The organism is Paraburkholderia unamae, assembly GCF_003096875.1.
GTDB classification, from domain to species: domain Bacteria; phylum Pseudomonadota; class Gammaproteobacteria; order Burkholderiales; family Burkholderiaceae; genus Paraburkholderia; species Paraburkholderia unamae.
Genome location: NZ_QEOB01000008.1, coordinates 384,226 through 399,425, shown reverse-complemented (window position 1 = coordinate 399,425; position 15,200 = coordinate 384,226). Strand labels below are relative to the sequence as shown.

General features: G+C 63.8%; 13 protein-coding genes and 2 pseudogenes. 5 read left to right on the top strand and 10 right to left on the bottom strand.

Going from position 1 to position 15,200, the window contains the following annotated elements; translation table 11 throughout:
* Positions 1-195 precede the first annotated feature (195 nt).
* Entirely contained in the window at positions 196-1,668 is a 1,473-nt protein-coding gene (locus tag C7402_RS19235) for an ISNCY family transposase (RefSeq protein ID WP_116611683.1), read from the top strand.
* A gap of 69 nt (positions 1,669-1,737) precedes the next feature.
* Here the strand turns inward: C7402_RS19235 and C7402_RS19230 are convergent, their stop codons facing one another.
* Together C7402_RS19230 and C7402_RS19225 are read right to left on the bottom strand one after the other, a co-directional pair.
* The gene (locus C7402_RS19230) at positions 1,738-2,775 is read right to left on the bottom strand and encodes a zinc-dependent alcohol dehydrogenase family protein (RefSeq protein WP_116611682.1); all 1,038 of its coding nucleotides are present in this window, start codon (positions 2,773-2,775) and stop codon (positions 1,738-1,740) included.
* Between the two features lie 143 nt (positions 2,776-2,918).
* A pseudogene (locus tag C7402_RS19225) lies at positions 2,919-3,204 on the bottom strand (SDR family oxidoreductase); the annotation flags it as partial.
* Between C7402_RS19225 and C7402_RS19220 the strand changes: the two are divergent.
* Positions 3,201-4,002 (top strand): annotated as a pseudogene (locus C7402_RS19220) (helix-turn-helix domain-containing protein). The pseudogenes C7402_RS19225 and C7402_RS19220 overlap by 4 nt on opposite strands.
* Before the next feature lie 6 nt (positions 4,003-4,008).
* Here C7402_RS19220 and C7402_RS19215 read toward each other — a convergent pair.
* Both C7402_RS19215 and C7402_RS19210 read right to left on the bottom strand, forming a co-directional pair.
* Complete coding sequence (locus C7402_RS19215; protein ID WP_116611681.1) at positions 4,009-5,133, bottom strand: porin; 1,125 nt, start codon at positions 5,131-5,133, stop codon at positions 4,009-4,011.
* A gap of 75 nt (positions 5,134-5,208) precedes the next feature.
* Positions 5,209-5,754 (bottom strand): hypothetical protein, encoded by a 546-nt coding sequence (locus tag C7402_RS19210; protein ID WP_112172687.1) that lies wholly within the window; start codon positions 5,752-5,754, stop codon positions 5,209-5,211.
* Between the two features lie 823 nt (positions 5,755-6,577).
* Here C7402_RS19210 and C7402_RS19200 point away from each other — a divergent pair.
* On the top strand, positions 6,578-7,198 hold the full coding sequence (locus C7402_RS19200; RefSeq protein WP_116611680.1) for a class I SAM-dependent methyltransferase: 621 nt from the start codon (positions 6,578-6,580) through the stop codon (positions 7,196-7,198).
* Between the two features lie 37 nt (positions 7,199-7,235).
* Here the strand turns inward: C7402_RS19200 and C7402_RS19195 are convergent, their stop codons facing one another.
* A complete protein-coding gene (locus tag C7402_RS19195) occupies positions 7,236-7,460 on the bottom strand; it encodes a hypothetical protein (RefSeq protein ID WP_112172685.1) in 225 nt (74 codons plus the stop codon).
* 250 nt (positions 7,461-7,710) lie between these two features.
* Between C7402_RS19195 and C7402_RS19190 the strand changes: the two genes are divergently transcribed.
* Entirely contained in the window at positions 7,711-8,247 is a 537-nt protein-coding gene (locus tag C7402_RS19190) for a hypothetical protein (RefSeq protein WP_116611710.1), read from the top strand.
* Between the two features lie 215 nt (positions 8,248-8,462).
* Positions 8,463-9,542, top strand: a complete 1,080-nt coding sequence (locus C7402_RS19185) for an MBL fold metallo-hydrolase (protein WP_116611679.1) — start codon at positions 8,463-8,465, stop codon at positions 9,540-9,542.
* 105 nt (positions 9,543-9,647) lie between these two features.
* On the opposite strand, the gene C7402_RS19180 is transcribed toward C7402_RS19185, so the two are convergent.
* From C7402_RS19180 to C7402_RS19160, 5 genes are all read right to left on the bottom strand, one after another.
* The gene (locus tag C7402_RS19180; protein ID WP_116611709.1) at positions 9,648-10,610 is read right to left on the bottom strand and encodes an electron transfer flavoprotein subunit alpha/FixB family protein; all 963 of its coding nucleotides are present in this window, start codon (positions 10,608-10,610) and stop codon (positions 9,648-9,650) included.
* Positions 10,611-10,620: 10 nt separating this feature from the next.
* Positions 10,621-11,370 carry an electron transfer flavoprotein subunit beta/FixA family protein gene (locus C7402_RS19175; protein WP_112172921.1) on the bottom strand — a complete coding sequence of 250 codons (750 nt, stop codon included), beginning with the start codon at positions 11,368-11,370 and terminating at the stop codon, positions 10,621-10,623.
* Between the two features lie 63 nt (positions 11,371-11,433).
* Positions 11,434-12,588 (bottom strand): CaiB/BaiF CoA transferase family protein, encoded by a 1,155-nt coding sequence (locus C7402_RS19170; protein WP_112172683.1) that lies wholly within the window; start codon positions 12,586-12,588, stop codon positions 11,434-11,436.
* A 130-nt stretch (positions 12,589-12,718) separates the two neighbouring features.
* Positions 12,719-14,395 (bottom strand): electron transfer flavoprotein-ubiquinone oxidoreductase, encoded by a 1,677-nt coding sequence (locus C7402_RS19165; RefSeq protein ID WP_116611678.1) that lies wholly within the window; start codon positions 14,393-14,395, stop codon positions 12,719-12,721.
* A 113-nt stretch (positions 14,396-14,508) separates the two neighbouring features.
* Positions 14,509-15,078, bottom strand: coding sequence for a DUF2889 domain-containing protein (locus tag C7402_RS19160; RefSeq protein ID WP_116611677.1), 570 nt, complete (start codon positions 15,076-15,078; stop codon positions 14,509-14,511).
* Between the last annotated feature and the right edge of the window lie 122 nt (positions 15,079-15,200).

Sequence of the window (15,200 nt, the reverse complement as noted above, 5' to 3'; positions counted from 1 at the left end):
ATGGAGATCAAACCCGGGAAAGACAGAAGCAAACCTCACTAAAACCGGACATTTCTATTGAGCCGGAGACCAGACATCTCTATCTGGCCATGACAATGGCTGTAGGTCCCAAATAGAAATGTCGGGTTTCCGCTAAATAGAAATGTCGTGTTCTGTGTAGGTTGAGCGCCGGACATCCACATGGAAGCACCGGCGATGAACGCGACTGGGACGATCACGATGACGATGCGCGAAGTTGACCGGTTCAAGGTCATCCAGGCTGTGACCGAGGCGCGGCTCAGACCCGGTCAGGCAGCTGAACGGCTGGGCCTGAGCGTGCGCCAGGTTGAGCGGCTGGTGTTGCGTTACCGGGCCGCCGGCGTCGCCGGTCTGGTGTCGGGCAAGCGTGGCCGCCCGGGCAACCATCAGTTGCCCGCGGGCAAGGCGCAGCGGGCACTGGCATTGATCCGCGAGCGCTACGCTGATTTTGGGCCCACGCTGGCGTGCGAGAAGCTCGCCGAATGCCATGGCATCGATCTGGCCGTCGAGACCGTGCGCACGCTGATGCGGGCCGCAGGCCTGTGGATACCGCGCCGGGAGCGTCCGCCGCGGGTGCATCAGCCGCGTAACCGCCGTGCATGCCTGGGCGAGCTGATCCAGATCGATGGCAGCGACCACCGCTGGTTCGAGGAGCGCGCACCGGCCTGCACGCTGCTGGTGTTCATCGATGATGCGACCGGGCGGCTGATGACGCTGCACTTCACGCAGACCGAATCGACCTTCAGCTACTTCGGAGCGCTGTCGAAGTATCTGGCCGTGCACGGCAAACCGGTGGCGTTCTACAGCGACAAGGCCAGCGTCTTCTACGTGAAGCAACGCTCGCAGACGGCGGGCAAAGGCGTCACGCAGTTCGGGCGGGCCCTGTACGAGCTGAATGTTGAGGCTTTCTGTGCGAACACGAGTCAGGCCAAAGGCCGCGTGGAGCGTGCCAACCTGACTTTGCAGGACCGGCTCGTGAAGGAGTTGCGGCTGCGCGGCATCAGCACGTGCGAGGCGGCCAATGCTTATGCGCCCTCCTTTATCGCTGACTTCAACCGGCGCTTCGGCAAGCCACCCAGGAGCGATCACAACGCACACCGGCCGGTGCGCGCCGATGAGGATCTGCGGCAGATACTGGCCTGGCGGGTGCCGCGGCGCGTAACGAAGTCACTCACGGTGCAGTACGACCGGGTGATGTACCTGCTGGACGATACGGTACAGAACCGAGCCCTCGTGCACGAGTATGTCGAGATCGTGGAGTATCCCGACGGCGAGATCGAGGTACAGGCCAATGGCGTGCCGCTGCCGTACCGGCAATACGACCGCATCACGCGGATTGATCAAGGCGCCGAGGTGGAGAACAAGCGGCTCGCGAGCGTGCTGGAAGTGGCGCGCAGCGTGCAGGCCATGCGTGACGATCGCCGCGCCTCCGGTTCTCCGTCACGCACGCATTGTGGTGAAGAGGTTCGGGCGAAGAAGGCGCTGGTGGGGCTAAAGAAGCAGCGTGCAATCGAGGTTGCGGACCTGAATCACGCGATTCTCGAACTCAGCGAACAGGCCATGAGGGGACGTGGGGCGGCTTCGCCGCCCCACCCCGAACCCATAAACAGAGACAAGGCAAAACCGCATCACCCCGACATTTCTATTTAGCTGGCAGCACGACGTTTGAACTTAGCGGGGACATTTTGAGACGTTTTTAAACATCTATCAAACCCCGCCTCACATCTCCACAATGACCTTTAGCGCCTGCGTGCTGGCAGCGTGCGAAAACGTCTCATACGCCTTGTCCATCTCATCGAATGCGAACCGGTGCGTGATCAGCCGGTTCGGATCGATGCGTCCGGCGCGCACCGTTTTGAGCAACATGGGCGTGCTGACCGTATCGACGAGCCGCGTCGTGATCGACACGTTGCGGTCCCACAGCTTGTCGAGAAAGATCGACGCCGGCACGCCATGCACGCCGATGTTTGCAATCACGCCGCCCGGCGCCACGATCTGCTGGCACAGTTCGAACGTCGCCGGCACGCCGACGGCCTCCATGGCGCAATCCACGCCCACGCCGTCCGTGAGCTTCATGACCGCCTCGACGGCGTCACCCGCGCGCGGATCGACGCACGCCGTGGCGCCGAAGCGCTTCGCGCATTCCAGGCGGTTGGCATCCATGTCGATCATGATGATCTGCGCGGGCGAATAAAACTGCGCGGTAAGCAGCGCGGCCAGCCCGATCGGTCCCGAGCCCACAATGGCCACCATGCTGCCGGGCTCGACTTTCCCGTTAAGCACGCCACATTCGAAGCCCGTGGGCAGAATGTCCGAAAGCATCACGAGCGCCGCTTCGTCGAGGCCGTCGGAAATGCGGTACAGGCTCGTTTGCGCATGGGGAATGCGAACATATTCGGCCTGGGTGCCGTCGATGCGGTTGCCGAGGATCCAGCCGCCGGTCTTGCAGTGCGAGTACATGGCGCGGCGGCAATATTCGCATTGTCCGCAGCTCGAAATGCACGACACGAGCACATGATCGCCCACTTTCAGATCGGTCACGCCGGTGCCGGTTTCGTGCACGACGCCCACGCCCTCGTGGCCGAGAATGCGGCCCGGCTCGCAGGTCGGCACGTCGCCCTTGAGGATATGCAGATCGGTTCCGCAGATCGTCGTCTTCGTCATCTTGACGATGGCGTCGCCGGGACCTTGCAGTTCGGGTATCGGCCGTGTTTCGAGCGCGCATTTGCCCGGACCGTTGTAGACCAGTGCTTTCATGTTCCCTCCAGCAGTGAGCGGAAAGATGCGGAAATCATGCGAAAAGGCCGGAAATGGTCCGGCGCGCGGATAAGGGGTGTGGCGGCGAGAGATGGCGCGCGTTCCGCCCCTTGATCGGAGTGACGTCATCGCCCTCGCCTTGATCATCGTAGTACGTATGCCCCGTCGATCGCGCTGCGCTGCGCGCCTATGTCGCGTGCCTCTTCAAAGGCTAGACGCTGCCGTACGCGGCTCCATCCACCATCGACGTCGAGCGGCGTGCCCGTGATGTAGCTCGCCGCATCCGAGGCCAGAAACGCGATGGCCTGCGCAATCTCTTCGGGGACCGCGATCGAGCGGCGTGCGCCGCTCGATCGCAGTGCGGTTCATCTGCCCGTTGCTGGCGAGCCGCTTGACCAGTTCGGTGCTCACGTAACCCGGCGCGACTGCCCTGGCTGGACGCATTCAATTTCGAGTGGATCCCCGAGCGCAGCCGCCCGAACGACTGGCGCATCGCCGCGCACCGGCACGACACGCTATTGCAGATTTTGTACATCCGAGGGGGCGGCGGTCATGTGGTGATCGAGAGCGAGCTGCACGCGTTCGCCCCGCCCTGCCTCGTGCTGTTGCCGGCGCAAACGGCGCATGCGTTCGAATTCACATTGGATGTGGACGGCCTCGTGATTACCGTCGTGCAGCGCGCCGCCGTCATTCCCGTGCGCGGCCCGATCGCGAGCGTGAACATGCTGATGCCGATCTTCGCGTTGCTCGAACGGGAGTTTCGCGGCGGCGCGCGCGGGCGTGCCGCTGCGGGCATGGCGTTGATGGTGGCGCTGCTCGTGCATGTCGCGCATCTGAGCGATCTCGCGGCAGCGCCCGCGTCCGCGAGCGGCAGCCGTCGCGACGCCCTGCTGAGCCGCCTTCGCGAACGCGTGGCGGCGCACTATCGCTGAGCATCAGCCGGTCGAATTCTATGCTGGACGGCTGGGGGTGACATCGGCGCAACTCGCGCGCACCTGACGCGAGGCGCTCGGTTATTCGCCCACGGCGGTCGTCAACGAGCATCTGATTCGCGAGGCGCAGCGCGACCTCGTCTATTCGTCGCTCAGCGTGAAACAGATCGCCCATCAGATGGGTTTTGAGGACAGTGCATATTTCAGCCGCTATTTCCGCAAGCAAACGGGCTGCACGCCGGGCGAATTCCGCGAGTCGGCGCACCGGCAGATGCTCGATGCGCCGCGTGGGTAGCCGCGATCAGAACAGATGCCGGATGCCGACCTGCACGCCGAACTGGCTTTGGCCGGGTCCGGGTGTCAGGAACGAACCCGTCGTAATGCTCGCGCCCGCCATCTTGAACTGCGCGGTGCCATAGTTCTTCAACTCCGAAATCGTGCCGTAAAGGCGTGTGCCTTTCGAGAGGTCGTAGTTCACGATCGCCCCGTATTGCAGGGCGTCGTTGCCGAGCGACGAACTGTCCTTGATATAGGCGGCACCGGCGCCCACGCTGAAAAACGGGGTGAAGCGGTAATCGGCCGAGAACGAATAGGTGCTATGCCAGTCTCCCGCGGCATTGCCCACCGGCCCCACCGCCGGGTCGTATTTACCCGCGGGATTGCTGAGCGCGTTGCCCGTCGACGCTGAAATGACCTCGTTGGCGCGGAAATAGCCGATGTAAATGCGGCCCCAGCCGTAGTCGAGATTGCCGCCCGCCATGAATTCCTGCACGCGGTTCGAAGCGGTCGCGTTCGCCGCGTTCAGATACGCGAATGCGAGATATACCGGCCCCTGGGTCGTCTGCACGCCTGCCTGATAGACGGCATTGCCCGCGAGCGTGCCGGGCTGCCCACCCACCGAGTAATGCAACTCGACCTGCGTTCCATAGAACTTGGGCGAGAGCCACGCAATGTCGTTATCGACACGCGCGAGCCAGTTCGCGAAATTGTTGTAGCCCGAGGCGTAGGTTGCGGCGCTGAACGCGTCCATATTGCCGCTCCAGGCGAACATCGGTGTGTTCTGGCGGCCGAAGCGCACCTCGCCAAACCCGCCGCTCACGCCCACCCACGCCTGGCGGTCGAAGAAGCGATAGCTGTTCTGCACCTTGCCCGTGCCAGGGTCGAAACCGTTCTCCAGCGCGAAGTTCACGCGGTATCCGCCGCCAATATCTTCCGTGCCGCGCAAGCCCCAGCGGCTCGTCATTTCGCCGTTGTTGCCGAGCACGGCGAGTGAAGTGGTCTTGCCGTCGATTTTCGTGTTCTGGTAGCCGGCGAACACGTCCAGCACGCCGTAGAGCGTCACCGACGACTGCGCCATGGCCGGCGCACTGACGAGCGTGGCGGCGCAGATTGCCGATAATCTAAGGAATCCTTTATTTATTGCCATCGCGATGTTCCCCTGGTATTGATCTCTGGATTTCTTGACTGCCTGGTTTGCCGGTAAATCGGCGCGGGCCTGGTGTCAGCGTGCGCGGTCGGTCGCCAGCAGGCGCTTGACGACGAGCGCGAGCGGCACGGTGAAACAGAAGTGCGACATGAAGCCGCCAATGATGACGACCGGGTCGTAGTAGTTCGGATGGTTAGTGGAGGCGATCATGATCGCCACGTGCATGACGATCCACGCGAGGATCGCGTAGAACAGCGCAATGAACGTGGCCTCGTAACCGCGTCGGCGGAAATACGGCCAGATCGCGGCGAACAGCACGCCCCACGCGATGGCGAACACGAAATGGATGGCGGTGCCGAGAAAGTACGCCCAGATGCCGAGCCCGTCTTGCACGGCCTTGCCGAACACGAGCCCGGTCGCGTTGCGCGGGATGCCCGCAAGCGGCATCAAGTGCTGCGCGCCGACCCAGATGAGCGCCTCGTAGATCCAGATGATCACCGCGCCCGTTAGTCCGCCCGCAATGCCGGCACGCAGGATTGCGTGCAAGCCTGGCTTACCGCCGGCTTGCGTGCCTGCATCTTGACCGTACCCGCTGTTGCGTACGCTTGCGTTGCCGTCCATAGTCGCCTCCCCTGTTATCGCTGCACAAGCAGAATTGTCGTGACGATAGAAAGGCGGGAATGCGAAAACCACATCGGGTTAACGTCAGGCGGGTGGCGAGCAGTCCGGCAGAAAGCGCGCGCAAGCCGCCTGCAATGCCCGCAATTTGCAGCGCAGCATCATGCTGGGCAAGGCTCGGCGGCCCGCAACCGGACAACGGCGAGGGCGCGCTCGCTCAACTGCTCTGCTCGCCGCCGATAAGAGAAATCGATACGGCGGAAACGACTTCGCAACGCCTGGACCCGCGCAGCCGTGGTGAAAGGGCCTATGCGTGTAGGTTCGGGCGGCCTTGAGCCCTTGTGTGATCCAGGGTTTTCTCTCGGTCCGCACGGGGTATGCCGCCCTTCTCGCTCCTTTGTGGCTCTCGATTGTCGTGGGATGGAGTGACAGCGAAAACGCGACCTTCCATCACATGGTTTAGATAACTATTATTATCATAATATCGTGATTTAACATTGAAACAAGAGGTCTGCAAAACGCGTGAGACGAAGGTTCAGGAGTACGGCTTTTCCGCAACATTCGCGACACGGCCAGCCCGCCGCGCCGTGCCGCGGGATTGCGGTCCTGCCGCGCTGGGCCGTTCACACCTATCTTCAGCGACAATACGTGACGGGCAGGCCGATTACGCCCACCGGCCTCAGCGACGTTGCCTGCGCGCAGCACCGCTCCTTATGTCGTCGAATTCCTCTCGCTCATCAAGGAGACGAGTTCGCAGACGCTGCCGGATATCGAGCTTTGCGAGTGAGCGGGCGATCCGGTCACCGAGTCAGAGGCAGGAGGCCTTATGCAATCCCGCGATCACTGGAATCGCGTCTACACGACGAAGACGCCTGCCAGCGTAAGCTGGTTTCAGGAGCACGCACGGCAGTCCATGGCGCTCATCCAGGAGTCGGGCGTACCGAAGGAGGCGGGGATCATCGATGTTGGCGGCGGCGCGTCCACGCTCGTTGACGATCTCGTTGCGCAGTGCTACCGCGACATCACGGTGCTGGATCTATCGGATGCCGCACTGGCGGCGGCGAGGGCCCGGCTGGGCGAAAGCGCAAGCCGTGTTTCGTGGATCGCGGGTGACATCACGCAAGTCGAGCTACCCGTGAACGCCTACGATGTCTGGCACGACCGCGCCGTGTTTCACTTCCTGACGAGCCAGGAAGACCGCGAAGCGTATGTGAGAGCGGTACTGCGGGCGGTCAAGCCCGGCGGCATCGTGATCGTGGCGACCTTCGCCGAGGACGGCCCCGACCATTGCAGTGGGCTGCCCGTGATGCGCTACAACGCCGACGCGCTGCATGCCGAATTCGGCGCGCCATTTACGCTGCTGAAACAGGAACGCGAAGAACATCACACGCCGGCCGGCGCCACGCAGAAGTTCATCTATTGCATGTGCCGCAAGGCCGCCTCCTGAGCGGCGCGTGCGTTGCACGCACGCCGCACCGTCATTTTCAGGGCGCGAAGGCGAGCGCCGCATCGTCGGGCAGGCTTTCGAGCACGCGGCTGCCGTCGCTGCGCGCCGCGTGTTCGCCGTCGAATGTCGTTTCGCTGTACGCGATGACCTTGAAGCCACTGCCGGCCGACCTGGGGATCGTGATGCCCCAGTGCCAGCCCCCTTCCTGTTCAAAGACGTGTAGCTTCAGAACTGCTTGCAATGCGGGAGATCGATTCGTCATGTCACGCCCTCCTTTTCCAAGCTTCGAGGCACCCGGCAGACCTCTTCAGTGTAGGCATCATTTTGTTGCGGTGCAATAAATATCGGCATTGAGCGCCGATGCTACGCCATTGCGCGTCGCGATCCGGCAACAAAGGGCAACAGGTCGCAACAAGCGGCAAAAAACGTAAGCAAACATATTCAGGATGGAAGCCGGGACCTCACATAAACCGTATATACTGTTTATACCGTTTTAATTTCACGAGATGATCATGAGCGAAGTCACGGCGCGCAAGCCGACCAGCAAAGCGTTTTACTTTCCGACATCGCCTGATGAAGCGAAGCCTGCAAACAAGCGTCCGGCCAAGTCGGCCGGATCGGAGAAGCCGGTGAAGGCCGCCAAGGCTGCCACCGCCGGCAAATCGAGCCGCGCAAAATCGAAAACCAGCGCAAAGACGAACGCGAAGACAAACGCAAAGGCAGATACCAAGGCAGACACGAAAGCGAGCGTCGCCGCGCCCGCTGAGGAAGCCGCAAAGAAGCCCGCGCGCGAAGCCGCTGCGAAGGGCAAGGACAAGCGCGCCAAGAAGGACAAGGTCGTGCGCGACAGCTTCACAATGCCCAAGGCCGACTACGACCGTATCGCCAGCCTCAAGCAAAAGTGCCTTGAAGCCGGTGTCTCGGTGAAGAAGAGCGAGCTTTTGCGCGCGGGTCTGCAATTGCTCGAAGCCTCGTCGGAAAAGCGTCTGGTCGCGGCCATCGCGGCGCTCGAAACCGTCAAGACGGGACGCCCGGCCAAGGACGAATAATCCCTTGCCAGATGCCGTGCCATAGCGTGCGCACCGGCATGCTGCAAGAAGGGACTACGCGAAACCCCACGCTTGATCGCAAGCGTGGGGTTTTTGTTTGGCTCGTCGCGCGCCGATCTCCTCCTAACGAACGTCGCGGGGCACCCTGTACTCGCGCTATGCTGCATCGGACGCGCGACGCTCTGCGCCCACGATTTCATGACGGATCCCGAGGCATGACCGAACGCACCGACGACACCGAAAACAGCGCGCGCGTGGCGCTGCGCTACCCCTTTGCCGAACCGCCCGCCCCCGGCACCACTCTCGAAGTCGCGCCGGGCGTGCGCTGGCTGCGCATGCCGCTGCCCTACGAGCTCGATCACATCAACGTGTGGCTGGTCGACGAAGCCGATGGTTGCGCCGTCATCGATACGGGCACGCGCACAGATGCGGCCACGGCCGTGTGGCGCTCGCTGTGCGCGCAAACAGGCGAAGCCAGAGCGGTGCCGCGCGTGACGCGTGTGTTCGTCACGCACATGCATCCGGACCACGTGGGCATGGCCGGTTGGCTCACGCGCGCATTCGGCTGCCGCCTCTGGATGACACGCACGGAGTACTTCAACTGCCGCGTGGCCGCTTCGGACACAGGGCGCGAAGCCCCAGCCGACGCGCTCGACTTCTATCGCCGCGCGGGCTGGAGCGAATCGGCCATCGATGTGTATCGCGCGCGCTTCGGCCGCTTCGGTCAGCATATCCACCCGTTGCCCGACAGCTTCCGGCGCATGCAGGACGGCGACGTCGTGCGCATCGGCGCGCATGACTGGCGCGTGATCGTCGGCATGGGGCATTCGCCGGAGCATGCCTGCCTCTACTGCCCGGCGCTGAAGCTATTCATTTCCGGCGACCAGGTGCTGCCCCGCATCTCGTCGAACGTTTCAGTCTATCCGATCGAACCCGACGCCAATCCGATGGCGCAGTGGTACGCATCGCTCGATAAATTGCAAAACGAAGTGCCCGACGACGTGCTCGTGCTCCCCGCGCACAACGATTGCTTCTACGGTTTGCACGCGCGCATCGAACGGCTGCGCCGGGGTCAGGACAAGAGCTTCGATCGCCTGCGCGCGACGCTTGCGCAACCGCGCCGGGCCGTGGACGTGTTCGGCGCGCTGTTCGCGCGGCGCATCGGCGAGGACGACCTCGGGCAGATGAGCCTCGCCACCGGCGAGAGCCTGGCATGCCTGAATTACCTCATCGATCGCGGCGAGGTCCAACGTGAACTGCGCGAGGACGGCGTGTTCTGGTACTCGCTGGCTTGACCCGCGCGGCGGTAAAAAAAAACAGGGAAGGCGAAATACGCCTTCCCTGCCACAAGCCGCATCGACGGCACGCACCGGATATCAACGCCAGCGTGGCGCGAACGTTCAAAGCTCCGCGACGAGCGCCGGCACCGCTTCGAACAGATCCGCTTCGAGTCCGAAATCGGCCACGCTGAAAATGGGCGCTTCGGCATCCTTATTGATGGCCACGATGACCTTCGAGTCCTTCATGCCCGCGAGGTGCTGGATCGCGCCCGAAATGCCGCACGCGAAATACACCTGGGGCGCGACGATCTTGCCCGTTTGACCCACTTGCCAGTCGTTCGGCGCGAAGCCCGCATCCACCGCCGCGCGGCTTGCGCCGAGCGCGGCGCCAAGCTTGTCGGCGAGCGGCGTGAGCACGGCATTGAACTTGTCGCTGCTGCCGAGCGCACGGCCGCCGCTCACGACGATGCGCGCGTCCGCAAGCTCGGGCCGCTCGTTCTTCGTCACGACACGTTCGACGAACGCGCTCAGGCCGCTGTCCGCCACCGCGCCAACGCTCTCCACCTGCGCCGCGCCGTCTTGCGCCGCAGCGGCGTCGAAGCCGGTCATGCGCACCGTGAGCACCTTCACCGCTTCGGCGCTCTGCACGGTTTGAATGGCGTTGCCCGCGTAGATCGGGCGCTCGAACGTGTCGGCGCTCACCACGCGCGTGATCTCCGAGATCTGCGCCACGTCGAGCAGCGCCGCCACCCGAGGCGCGACGTTCTTGCCCACGCTCGTGGCCGCGAAGAGGATGTGTCCGTAGCTCGACGCAACGCTCAGCACCTGGGCCGCGAGATTTTCGGCCAGCGCATCGGCCAGGGCCGGGCCGTCGGCGTGCAGCACCTTCGCGACGCCGGCGATGCGGGCCGCCGCCTGCGCCGCGCCCGCCGCGTTGTGGCCCGCCACCAGCACGTGCACCTGATCGCCGCACTGGAGCGCGGCCGTCACGGTGTTGAGCGTGGCCGACTTGATCGAAACATGATCGTGCTCGGCCACGACCAGCACCGCTTTAGCGGCATTGCCAGGATTACCAGCAGTCATTTGCATCCCCTCAGATAACTTTCGCTTCGTTCTTCAGCTTCGCGACCAGCGTGGCGACGTCGGGCACCTTCACGCCGGCGGCACGACCCGCGGGCTCCACGGTGCGCAACGTGGCGAGGCGCGGCGTGACGTCGACGCCCAGTTGCGCGGGCGTGGTCGTATCGAGCGGCTTCTTTTTCGCCTTCATGATGTTGGGCAGCGTGGCGTAGCGCGGCTCGTTCAGGCGCAGGTCGGTCGTGACGATGGCCGGCAGCGCGAGCTGCACGGTCTCGAGGCCGCCGTCGATCTCGCGCGTGACGCGCGCCTTGCCGTCAACGATCTCCACCTGGCTCGCGAACGTCGCCTGCGGACGCGCGGCGAGCGCGGCCAGCATCTGGCCCGTCTGGTTGCAGTCGTCGTCGATGGCCTGCTTGCCGAGAATGACGAGCTGCGGCGCTTCCTTGTCGATCAGCGCCTTGAGCAGCTTCGCCACCGCGAGCGGCTCGAGCGCGGCGTCGGTCTCCACCAGCACGCCACGATCCGCGCCGATCGCCATGGCCGTGCGCAGCGTCTCCTGGCAGGCCGCGGGGCCGCACGAGACCACCACCACCTCGCTTGCCACGCCCTGCTCTTTCAGGCGCACGGCCTCTTCCACGGCAATCTCGTCGAACGGATTGATGCTCATCTTGACGTTCGCGAGATCGACGCCCGAGCCGTCGGCCTTGACGCGCACTTTCACGTTGGCGTCCACCACACGCTTGACTGCTACCAACACCTTCATGTCTTCCTCCCTATTGCTGCATTCGCTGCATTCGCTGCCGCCGCCCGCAACGCGCGGCGGCATTTACACCTGGTAACCCAGCCCGCGCTCGCACATGCGCGCGACGCTGGCTTCGTCGAACCCCCAGTCGAGCAACGCGGCGAGGCCATGCTCGCCGCGCGCGGGCGCCTTGTGGCCGATGGCCGAGGGCGTGGCCGAAAAACGGGGCGCGGGCGCCGGCTGCACGACGCCATGCGCCTCGACGAAACTGCCGCGCGCGACGTTGTGCGGGTGCGCGGGCGCTTCGGAAAAACCCAGCACCGGCGCGACACACGCGTCGCTGCCTTCGAACGCGGCGCACCATTCGTCGCGCGTACGCGAGCGGAACGCCACCTCGAAATGCTGTCGCAACACGGGCCAGCCCTTGCGGTCGTGCTGCTTCGGCAGGTCGGCGTTGGCGAGCCCGAGCTTGTCGAGCAACTGCGCGTAGAAGCGCGCTTCCACCGCACCGACCGCCATGTAATGGCCGTCTTTCGTGAGATAGCTGTCGTACCAGGGCGTGCCGCCGTCGAGCAGATTGCTTTCGCGCGTTTCGCGCCAGTTGCCCGAAGCAATCAAGCCCCAGACGATCGAGCCGAGCTGGGCCGCGCCCTCGACCATTGCCGCGTCCACCACCTGTCCGCCGCCGCCGCGCTGCACGTTGCACAACGCGGCCACCACACCGAGCGCGAGCAGCATGCCGCCGCCGCCATAGTCGCCTACGAGGTTCAGCGGCGGCACCGGCGCCTCGCCCGCGCGGCCGATGCCGGACAGCACGCCCGACAACGCGATGTAGTTGAGATCGTGCCCGGCGCGCTGCGCGAGCGGCCCGGATTGGCCCCAGCCCGTCATGCGGCCGTAGACGAGCTTCGGATTACGCGCGAGCGCCGCTTCGGGCCCGAGGCCAAGACGCTCCATCGCGCCGGGACGAAAGCCCTCGATCAGCACGTCGGCCTCGGCGATCAGGTCGAGCGCGACCTGTGCCGCTTCGGGGCGCTTGAGGTCGAGCGTGATCGAGCGGCGGCCGCGCCCCGTCACGTCCACATGCGCGCCTTCGCGCTTTGGCCCGAGATCCTCGGGGGCGACGGGCCGGTTGATGCGGATAATGTCCGCCCCCATGTCCGCCAACAGCATCGTGCCAAAGGGAGCCGGGCCGATTGCCTCGAACTCCAGTACGCGAAAACCGCTCAATACACCCATGCCCTGTCTCCGATTCGTTGTGCCTGCCAGCCGACGATGTGTTCGCTGGCCATAACCACGAACTTAAGGCAGAACGAGCCGGCTGCAACCACCCGGAAGCGGTGGGTGGGCGGTTCGGAGGGGGCGCGACTTACATGTTCGGATAGTTCGGGCCGCCGCCGCCCTCCGGCGTGACCCACACGATGTTCTGCGTCGGGTCCTTGATGTCGCAGGTCTTGCAGTGCACGCAGTTCTGCGCGTTGATCTGGAGGCGGTGATCGTCCTGTTCGTCCTTCACGAACTCGTAGACGCCCGCAGGACAGAAGCGCGCCTCGGGGCCCGCGTAGGTCGCGAGGTTGATGCCGACCGGCACTGTCATGTCCTTGAGCGTCAGGTGCGCGGGCTGGTTTTCCTCGTGGTTCGTGTTGGAGATGAACACGGAGGAAAGCCGGTCGAACGTGAGCTTGCCGTCAGGTTTCGGATACTCGATCGGCTTGCACTGCGAGGCCGGTTTCAGCATCTCGTGGTCGCGATGCTGGTGGTGCAGCGTCCACGGCACGTTGCCGCCCAGCAGCTTCTGCTCGATGCCGACCATAAAGGTGCCGAGGTACAGGCCCTTGCTCATCCACTGCTTGAAGTTGCGGGCCTTGTAGAGCTCCGTGTAGAGCCACGACTGCTTGAAACCTTCGGGGTACTGCGTGAGTTCGTCGCTCTGGCGGCCGGCCTGAACGGCTTCGAATGCGGCGTCGGCGGCCAGCATGCCGGTCTTGATCGCCGCGTGGCTGCCCTTGATGCGCGAGGCGTTCAGGAAGCCTGCGTCGTCGCCCACGAGCGCGCCGCCCGGGAACACGAGCTTCGGCAGCGACATCAGGCCGCCCGCCGTGATCGCACGCGCGCCATACGAGACGCGCTTGCCGCCTTCCAGGTACTTGCGGATTTCCGGGTGCGTCTTGTAGCGCTGGAATTCCTCGAACGGCGAGAGATACGGATTCTGGTACGCGAGACCGACGACAAAACCCACCATCACCTGGTTGTTGTCGATGTGATACAGGAACGAGCCGCCGTAGGTATCCGATTCGAGCGGCCAGCCGGCCGTGTGGATCACGAGACCAGGCTTGTGCTTGGAGGGATCGATCTCCCACAGTTCCTTGATGCCGATGCCGTAGACCTGCGGGTCCGAGTCTCGGCCGAGCTTGAACTTCTCGTTGAGCTGACGGCCCAGATGCCCGCGGCAGCCTTCGCAGAACAGCGTGTACTTCGCGTGCAACTCCATGCCGAGCTGGAAGTTCTCGGTCGGCTCGCCGTCCTTGCCCACGCCCATGTTGCCGGTGGCGACGCCTCTTACCGAGCCGTCTTCGTTGTAGAGAATTTCGGCGGCCGGGAAGCCAGGGAAAATTTCCACGCCCAGCGCTTCGGCCTGCTGGCCCAGCCAGCGCGTAACGTTCGCGAGGCTGATGACGTAGTTGCCGTGATTCTTGAAGTTATCGGGGAGCGCCCAGTTCGGCACGCCCTTCGCGCCCGTTTCCGTGAGGAAAAGGAACTTGTCTTCGGTCACGGGCACATTCAGCGGCGCGCCCTGTTCCTTCCAGTCGGGAATCAACTCATTCAAGGCGCGCGGATCCATGACCGCGCCCGAAAGGATATGCGCCCCGATTTCCGAGCCTTTTTCCAGCACGCACACGCCAATTTCGGCGCCTTTCTCCGCGGCCAGCTGTTTCAGGCGGATCGCGGCGGAAAGCCCGGCCGGGCCACCGCCCACGATCACCACGTCGTACTCCGTCGACTCGCGAGGGCCGTATTCGCTGAGAAGCGATCCACTTATGCTCATTGCTATCGTCACGTTCTGATTTCGAAACCCGTCCAACAAACCCTGGCAAGCGATCCGGCATCATCATTCATACCACTACGAATCTACCTTGCTCCCAGACGCTCAGAAGACCGTCAATCGCTGAGTTGGTCTGCAACTTCGTTGCTGCTTTCGCTCACGTACCACTGCGGATAGATCGTTTCCACCAAGGTACCGCTCTCGCGCCAGGCATGGCAACCGCCGATCTGAACGGGCCGAGCATCGGGTCGCTTGTTGAGATATGGCGCAAGGGTCTGGATCGACCCCGCAGCCATGGCGCCAACGAGTTCGGTAATATGGCTGCAACCCCTATGCGCCTTGAAGCGCTCGCTCACCGCGCGCCGAAATCCCGCCCCTACCCGCAATCCAGCAAGCTTCTGATAGCGAGCCTGAATGGCGTTGCACACTCCTGCATAGGGAACGGCATCCATCACGACTTCCGCCGAAACGATCGTCAGCGTGGAGTCAAGCGTCCAACGCAGGCGCATACTGTGAACGGCATCACCGGCCCGCCGCACTTCCGGGAACAAATGCAAATCCTGATCTTTCGTGTCGAGCAGATGGCCTTCGATATCCCAGAGTCCGTCCGCTCGCCGAAATCCCTCGATGTGAATACGTCGTGTATGAAGGCGCTCACGCGCGACTCGTTGACTCGTAAACGGCATTTCAATGCTCCCGTGCGGAGGCCACAGTCCGCTCCGCTTTGCTCAAGACGATGCCGGCCACACCCGGCTTGCGAAGCGCATCATCGAGGCCGGCAATCACGGCACGCGTGCCGCTTGCGTAT

What these genes read in the sequence shown, in the direction of transcription:
- C7402_RS19235 (WP_116611683.1), top strand. Translation starts at nt 196, where the DNA reads ATGAACGCGACTGGGACGATCACGATGACGATGCGCGAAGTTGACCGG.
- C7402_RS19230 (WP_116611682.1), bottom strand. Translation starts at nt 2,775, where the DNA reads ATGAAAGCACTGGTCTACAACGGTCCGGGCAAATGCGCGCTCGAAACA.
- C7402_RS19215 (WP_116611681.1), bottom strand. Translation starts at nt 5,133, where the DNA reads ATGGCAATAAATAAAGGATTCCTTAGATTATCGGCAATCTGCGCCGCC.
- C7402_RS19210 (WP_112172687.1), bottom strand. Translation starts at nt 5,754, where the DNA reads ATGGACGGCAACGCAAGCGTACGCAACAGCGGGTACGGTCAAGATGCA.
- C7402_RS19200 (WP_116611680.1), top strand. Translation starts at nt 6,578, where the DNA reads ATGCAATCCCGCGATCACTGGAATCGCGTCTACACGACGAAGACGCCT.
- C7402_RS19195 (WP_112172685.1), bottom strand. Translation starts at nt 7,460, where the DNA reads ATGACGAATCGATCTCCCGCATTGCAAGCAGTTCTGAAGCTACACGTC.
- C7402_RS19190 (WP_116611710.1), top strand. Translation starts at nt 7,711, where the DNA reads ATGAGCGAAGTCACGGCGCGCAAGCCGACCAGCAAAGCGTTTTACTTT.
- C7402_RS19185 (WP_116611679.1), top strand. Translation starts at nt 8,463, where the DNA reads ATGACCGAACGCACCGACGACACCGAAAACAGCGCGCGCGTGGCGCTG.
- C7402_RS19180 (WP_116611709.1), bottom strand. Translation starts at nt 10,610, where the DNA reads ATGACTGCTGGTAATCCTGGCAATGCCGCTAAAGCGGTGCTGGTCGTG.
- C7402_RS19175 (WP_112172921.1), bottom strand. Translation starts at nt 11,370, where the DNA reads ATGAAGGTGTTGGTAGCAGTCAAGCGTGTGGTGGACGCCAACGTGAAA.
- C7402_RS19170 (WP_112172683.1), bottom strand. Translation starts at nt 12,588, where the DNA reads ATGGGTGTATTGAGCGGTTTTCGCGTACTGGAGTTCGAGGCAATCGGC.
- C7402_RS19165 (WP_116611678.1), bottom strand. Translation starts at nt 14,395, where the DNA reads ATGAGCATAAGTGGATCGCTTCTCAGCGAATACGGCCCTCGCGAGTCG.
- C7402_RS19160 (WP_116611677.1), bottom strand. Translation starts at nt 15,078, where the DNA reads ATGCCGTTTACGAGTCAACGAGTCGCGCGTGAGCGCCTTCATACACGA.